The following is a 5,687-nucleotide window of genomic DNA, read 5'->3' as shown; positions in this document are numbered from 1 at the left end:
TTCCAGTTCCCCTTAAAGAGCGTCGTTGCCGGTTTCGCCGGTACGGATACGGATAACCTGTTCCAGATCGGTGACGAAGATCTTGCCGTCGCCGATCTTGCCGGTGCGCGCTGCGCCTTCGATCGCTTCGATCGCCTGCTCGACGATAGCGTCATCCACGGCCGCTTCGATCTTGGTTTTTGGCAGGAAGTCGACCACATATTCCGCGCCGCGATACAGCTCGGTGTGGCCCTTCTGGCGGCCGAAGCCTTTCACTTCGGTGACCGTAATACCTTGCACGTTGATGGCCGACAGCGCTTCACGCACTTCGTCCAGCTTGAACGGCTTGATAATGGCGGTAATCATTTTCATACTGGCCTCGCTTAGAAAGTCTTGGAAATCATCAGCACGGCAGCTGCCTTGCCCAGATCTTTGTTGTAGGGCCCGATGTAGGCCTTAGTATTGGTATCCACGTAGGCCAGGGACACGGTGGCAATGCCGAAGTCCTTGGTTACGCCCAGTTTCCAGTCGGTGTAGCTGACCGCGCTGTTGTGGTGGACCTTCTGATGGCCAACGTGCGCATTCACCGTCCAACCGTCATAGACGTCGTAATTGAACATGCCATCGATGTAGCCGCTGTTCTTCGAGTCAGCGAAACCGAACAGATTGCTGATCGAGTGCGAATACTTCAGGGCGAAGGGACCGTAGCCGATCTGGGCGTACAGTTCCTTCGTGGTCGGTGCGGGCGTCAGTCCGTGGTCGGGGTAGATATAGGCCAGGAAGCCAACGTCATAGGAAATATCCGGCATAATTTCGCCGCGTTTTCCGAAGTAAATATCCCATTCGACTTTGTCGTCGCCACCGGCGTCGTCGATCCACTTGATAGTGGACGCCCAGGTACCCACATACAGACCAGTCGGGTTGTTGACGTAGTCCGCGCCACCCTGCAGGGCTGGCTTCAGGCGGGTTTGCGAAATACCACGGTAGCGGTAATCGCTGGTTACGGCGGCGTTGAAGGAGATCTCATGATCCGGCTTTGCTTCCGGTGCTGCAGCGGCTTGTTCTTCCGCTTGGGCCAGGCCCGCCCCCATAGTTGCCATTGCCAGGGCAATGGCGGCTGCGAGAGTCAGGTTCTTGCTCAGGTGATTCATGGCGATTTCCTTTTGAGTGAATTTTTATTGCGGTTTAAAATTCAGGCTTAATCGGCAAGCTTTACCTGTCAGTAGCAGAATACGTGCCAGCGCATTGTGGGCGTGTTATAACTGCATAAGCCGATGCTATGACAAGCGGCCGCACCAAATAAAGCCGCAGTTGCACCAGCGTGGTGCGCACACATCACACACACGGGAAACCATATGGATATGAACAATTTTTTTAATGATCTTCAGGGCAAGATCAATCAGGCCATCGAAAATTCGCCCGCCAAGGACATCGAAAAGAACGTCAAGGCAATGATGACCCAGGGTTTCGCCAAACTGGATCTGGTGACCCGCGAAGAATTCGATATCCAGCGTCAGATGCTGGAAAAAACCCGCGCCAAGCTGGAGCTGGTCGAGCAGCGCCTGGCCGAACTGGAAGCCAAGCTGGCCGACGACAACAAATAAGCCCGCCTTTGTGACGCCTCAATTCCTTTGAGGCGAAAAGCTCTACGATTCCTCCACACAGGAGGGTCTATGAGCATCGCTGTCCTCAAGAGCCGGGCGCTGGCCGGAATGCAGGCGCTGGAAGTCTCAGTGGAAGTGCATCTGGCCAACGGCTTACCTGCGTTCCACATCGTCGGCCTCGCCGACACCGAGGTCAAAGAATCCCGTGACCGGGTGCGCGCAGCGATCCTCAACACGGGCTATGACATGCCCGCTCAACGCATCACGGTAAGCCTGGCTCCTGCCGACCTGCCGAAGGAATCCGGGCGCTTCGATTTGCCGATAGCACTCGGCATTCTGGCCGCCTCTGGTCAACTATCTGCCCAATCCCTCGACCGCTACGAGTTTGCAGGCGAACTTTCACTCACGGGTGAGCTGCGCCCTATCCGCGGCGCACTGGCCATGACCTACGCCATGCACAAGGATTCCGCGCGCAGCGGCCGTGCCTTCATCCTGCCGCTCGCCAACGCCGAGGAAGCAGCCCTGGTACGCGACGCTGCAATCTATCCGGCAGCCACCCTGCTTCAGATCTGCGCTCACTTTGGCGGAACGCCGACCGCCACCGATCCCGAGTCCATTAGCCGAGGCTGGAGCGATGAGGCGAGCGCAGCAAATGACGAAAGCGGCAAAGGCGCCGAAGGAGGCGAAGCTGATGCAAACCCGCCCCGGCCAAATAAGCGCCGCCGGCGCGAACCACCGCCCGTATTCCCACTGGAGCGCTATATCGGCTCTCCATTGCCGCTGCCCTCACCCTATCTCGACTTTGCTGATGTAAAGGGCCAGAAGCATGCCAAGCGGGCCCTCGAAGTCGCCGCTGCCGGCCAGCACTCGATCCTGCTGATCGGACCGCCAGGTGCGGGCAAAACCATGCTGGCTTCACGCTTCGCCGGGGTGCTGCCTGAAATGACGGATGATGAAGCACTCGAATCCGCCGCTGTCCAATCGCTGATCGGCAACTTCTCCCTGAGCAGCTGGAAGACTCGTCCCTTTCGCGCGCCGCACCATACCGCGTCCGGCGCGGCGCTGGTTGGCGGCGGCACTGTGCCCAGGCCGGGCGAAATATCGCTCGCGCACTGTGGCGTTTTATTCCTGGATGAATTACCCGAGTTCGACAGAAAGGTACTTGAGGTGCTCAGAGAGCCACTGGAATCCGGACACGTCACCATCGCGCGGGCCCTGCGGCATGCTGAATTCCCTGCGCGCTTTCAGCTGATCGCCGCGATGAATCCTTGTCCCTGCGGTTTTCTTGGGCACCCCAGTGGGCAATGCCGTTGTACGCCGGACGCCATCCTGCGCTACCTGCGCAAATTCATAATTAAACGCACAAAACGTCGTAAATAAACGCACAAAATAGTTACAGAACATTTACGGCCCGTACCTTGAGCCGAGCCGCCTCTTATATTTAATGAAGGACTTGTAGCGAATACTCTTAGAGGCGGTTTCAAAAAGACAGCTCGGTGCGCTTAAGATGCTCCAGCAGACCAGTGCGCAGCCGAGTTTGAGGAATGCTTCATGAATGTCGGCACGACGTTCGAAGCGAGTTGCTATGACATTCTTTGCTGGGTTCCGGCTGGTCAATTCTCAATCGGCCTCAACAACCCAAAGTTTGACATGARTGCCCATCGTGAAAGTTAAGCTCACATTTCATTAAAATTTCACTGAAACTTCCACGATATTTTCCCCTGTGAAATTTATTCTGAGCTATGCTTGCTATAAAGGCCCACTTCCACAGCAGGAGACGCGGGCGACTATGAACTTCAACGGCTCCTGGTCACGGATTGACAACGAGCATCACCTCTTTACTCCGATTGCATCGCGTTCGGTTAGCAAAATGAAGATGTCTCCACATCGTACTGACGCGTGACCCAGCGGCGCTATGCATTGCGGACGAATTGTGGAGCGACTACACGACTACAGCGGCATGCCGTGCTCGGTCACCATCACTACCGCACCCGGTGCACCGGGTTTAAGATAGCGCGACAGCATGGCGTCGATGACACGCGCGCGTTCGGCTGCGGCGTCATCCTGCGCCTGGAGAGGCAATGCATCGGCAGTTGCCTGTGACGTAGCACAGGCGCCGAGCAGTGTGATGCCGATGATCAGAGCGCAGCGCGCGGACGCCATGCGGAGCGGCCGGGACAACTTAGAAGCGATGGCGAATCCCCAACTGCACGCCCTTACTATCTTGCCCTGGCTTGCCAGTAAACCCACCTGGCGCGGCTGCGGCGCCGATCGCGTACTGGCCATCATTCTCGTTCCGGATATACGCAGCCACCACATAAATGTCCGTACGCTTGGAAAGGTTATGGTCATAACCGATACCGTACTGAGTGGCATCGGAGCCATCGGCACGACGGTCATGCTGCCGTGACACATTGGCCATGATGCGACCAGAGCCGACATAATAGTGCATACCGACTTGGTAGCTGATTGCATCCAGYTGGAAGTTTCGGCGGAGCACAGTGTTGGCCTGAGACATCAACACCGGGCCCAATTGCGGTCCAAACTGATTGAAGGTTGGCGTAAGTAAATCCAAGGCGTAGCGGATAATAACCGAGTTGTCGTTCTTCTGTTTGTGCACACCAGCGAAGAATTTCCAATCCCCAGTCATGTAGGAGCCAGCGATCGTAGATGTAACAAGGCCGCGGGCGCCAACTTGATCCAAGCCCTCATTGTAGGCGGCGCCCACGTTCCAGCCATTCGCCTTGTAACGGATGTTGGCAGCGCGGAACCGTTTATCCATACCGATATAACCGGAATTCTTGAAGCCGTACATCAAAGACGCTCCGATGCCGTTCGGCAATTCAATTCGGTATTGCGCCGCTCTATCGGTACGGACCGCCATGCCGGCCGTTAGCAGGCCGCCGGTGCCCATAAGGACACCTTGCCAGCTGCCGCCAGTGCCGGATTCGAAAGCGTCGCCAGTGTTAATTACCTCATAAGCAGGGGTGTACATTCGTCCCAGAAGTACGGCACCCACTGGCGTGACCAAGCCCACCACAGCCGTACGATCAAATAGTGCGTTGTTGATATTGACAGTCACCGCAGGATTCAGCGCGTTCTTCACGCCTGCCGCAAGAGCCGCCGCAGTCGTCGCGCCACCTGCCGACGCCGGCACGGTAAAGTTAAGACCTTCTACCAGCGCCACCCCTTGGTTAGACGACAAATTTCCCACCTGCTGTTTGCCGTTATCCATTTCGATACGCGCCTCCAGATTGAACACTGCCTTGTAACCCCCGCCCAAGTCCTCTGTGCCCTTGAAGCCGAGGCGGGAGCCATCAGCGATGCCGCTCACTAACTTCGCTTTGGAATCAGTACCGCCATTATTTACATACATCACACCGGCGTCGGCAATGCCATACATCGTAATTGAGGATTCAGCAAATGCTGGAACTGCAAAACAAGCCGCAATAGCAGCCGACAACAGCTTAAATTTCATTGTTTGTCTCCGGATATATCGGACCCTATAAGGCCATATTTAATGTAGGGAAATGCAACCATCYACAATTGACAGTTGAAGTTAGATGCCTTAGTCAGTCAGACTGAAGCATCTAGATGTTATCCCCATGCAACTTTGACTACGGCCAAAATGGTAAAATTCACTGCCAATCATTGAGCAGTCTAATATTTTTGTCATTGCAATCTGACTATAGTCCAGCAGCTTGGCTTAGAATTAATTATCGAAAAGATAATGAACCAATGAGAAGCCCGCTAAGATAAGTCCTGCGGCAACTACAGTCTAGATAAATCCGGAACTCAGATTTATTGATCGATACCAAAATTGATTCTTGATATTGATATTCGGGAGCTCAGCAAGAAATACCACGCTCGCAATATAACAACGCTTTCCGGCAAGGCAGTCGAGAGTTAAAGAATTGAAATAACGACTGAAGTACGTGCCTATATTTCTGATTGCTGGCTGTGTTTTCCGCTTTACTCTTCTAATCAGACGTCAGTCTGCTGAAAGACTGACGCAATGGATAAACGGCCGCGCGCGTAAATGAGCATAAAATACCTTTTAAGGTGATTAGAGGCCAATTCATCGATTAAAGGCCCAACCTACGC

Annotated in this window: 6 protein-coding genes; 2 read left to right on the top strand and 4 right to left on the bottom strand. The window is 54.7% G+C overall.

Going from position 1 to position 5,687, the window contains the following annotated elements:
* Window positions 1-12: 12 nt before the first annotated feature.
* Entirely contained in the window at window positions 13-351 is a 339-nt protein-coding gene (locus AB4Z11_RS20830) for a P-II family nitrogen regulator (RefSeq protein WP_442027391.1), read from the bottom strand.
* An 11-nt stretch (window positions 352-362) separates the two neighbouring features.
* Window positions 363-1,130, bottom strand: a complete 768-nt coding sequence (locus AB4Z11_RS20825) for a TorF family putative porin (RefSeq protein ID WP_442027390.1) — start codon at window positions 1,128-1,130, stop codon at window positions 363-365.
* Window positions 1,131-1,334: 204 nt separating this feature from the next.
* On the opposite strand from AB4Z11_RS20825, the gene AB4Z11_RS20820 reads away from it, so the two are divergent.
* Window positions 1,335-1,583: an accessory factor UbiK family protein gene (locus AB4Z11_RS20820; protein ID WP_442027388.1), complete on the top strand. Its 249-nt coding sequence runs from the start codon at window positions 1,335-1,337 to the stop codon at window positions 1,581-1,583.
* 69 nt (window positions 1,584-1,652) lie between these two features.
* Window positions 1,653-2,963 (top strand): YifB family Mg chelatase-like AAA ATPase, encoded by a 1,311-nt coding sequence (locus tag AB4Z11_RS20815; RefSeq protein WP_442027387.1) that lies wholly within the window; start codon window positions 1,653-1,655, stop codon window positions 2,961-2,963.
* A 570-nt stretch (window positions 2,964-3,533) separates the two neighbouring features.
* On the opposite strand, the gene AB4Z11_RS20810 is transcribed toward AB4Z11_RS20815, so the two are convergent.
* Both AB4Z11_RS20810 and AB4Z11_RS20805 read right to left on the bottom strand, forming a co-directional pair.
* Complete coding sequence (locus tag AB4Z11_RS20810; RefSeq protein ID WP_442027386.1) at window positions 3,534-3,746, bottom strand: hypothetical protein; 213 nt, start codon at window positions 3,744-3,746, stop codon at window positions 3,534-3,536.
* 19 nt (window positions 3,747-3,765) lie between these two features.
* Window positions 3,766-5,061 (bottom strand): porin, encoded by a 1,296-nt coding sequence (locus AB4Z11_RS20805; protein ID WP_442027385.1) that lies wholly within the window; start codon window positions 5,059-5,061, stop codon window positions 3,766-3,768.
* Window positions 5,062-5,687 lie beyond the last annotated feature (626 nt).

Origin of the sequence: Pseudoduganella sp. RAF53_2, assembly GCF_052113985.1 — a bacterium.
Taxonomy (GTDB): Bacteria; Pseudomonadota; Gammaproteobacteria; order Burkholderiales; family Burkholderiaceae_D; genus Rugamonas.
Note: the sequence above shows the minus strand (reverse complement) of the source record. Positions and strands in the feature narration are given on the sequence as shown.

Coding starts and splice junctions, on each gene's coding strand:
- AB4Z11_RS20815 (WP_442027387.1), top strand. CDS start 1,653: ATGAGCATCGCTGTCCTCAAGAGCCGGGCGCTGGCCGGAATGCAGGCG.
- AB4Z11_RS20820 (WP_442027388.1), top strand. CDS start 1,335: ATGGATATGAACAATTTTTTTAATGATCTTCAGGGCAAGATCAATCAG.
- AB4Z11_RS20810 (WP_442027386.1), bottom strand. CDS start 3,746: ATGGCGTCCGCGCGCTGCGCTCTGATCATCGGCATCACACTGCTCGGC.
- AB4Z11_RS20825 (WP_442027390.1), bottom strand. CDS start 1,130: ATGAATCACCTGAGCAAGAACCTGACTCTCGCAGCCGCCATTGCCCTG.
- AB4Z11_RS20830 (WP_442027391.1), bottom strand. CDS start 351: ATGAAAATGATTACCGCCATTATCAAGCCGTTCAAGCTGGACGAAGTG.